1 protein-coding gene is annotated in these 366 nt (G+C 55.7%); it reads right to left on the minus strand.

Features of this window, described 5'->3' with window-relative positions:
- Positions 1 to 12: 12 nt before the first annotated feature.
- Positions 13 to 366 (minus strand): transposase (locus AB4048_RS29035; RefSeq protein ID WP_442205381.1); only part of this gene is annotated, 354 nt, incomplete at its 5' end.

Below are 366 nucleotides of genomic sequence, written 5' to 3' on the forward strand. Positions count from 1 at the left end.
CTCGAAAAGAACTCAATAAACATGGTACCTTGCGATCCTCCGCGTGAGAATGCGGATATGGGCAATAAGCATCCAGGCTTCAGCGGAAGCGATTGATTTTTCCCAATCCTTGGCCAGTCGCCTGCATCGGCCAAGCCAGGCGAATGTACGCTCCACGACCCAGCGACGCGGCAGCACTTCGAAGCCTTTTGCTTTGTCCGTTCGCTTCACGATCTGCAACGTGAACTTCGCGACCTTGCACAATACTGCCCGCAGTTTCGGACCGGCATAACCGCCATCCGCAAAGATATGCCTGAGCCACGGCCAGCGTCTGAGGATGGTTTTGAGAGCTGCCGCGGCACCATCGCGATCTTGAATGTCTGCGCT

Origin of the sequence: Rhizobium sp. RAF56 (genome assembly GCF_052113965.1) — a bacterium.
In the GTDB taxonomy this organism is placed as follows: Bacteria; Pseudomonadota; Alphaproteobacteria; order Rhizobiales; family Rhizobiaceae; genus Rhizobium.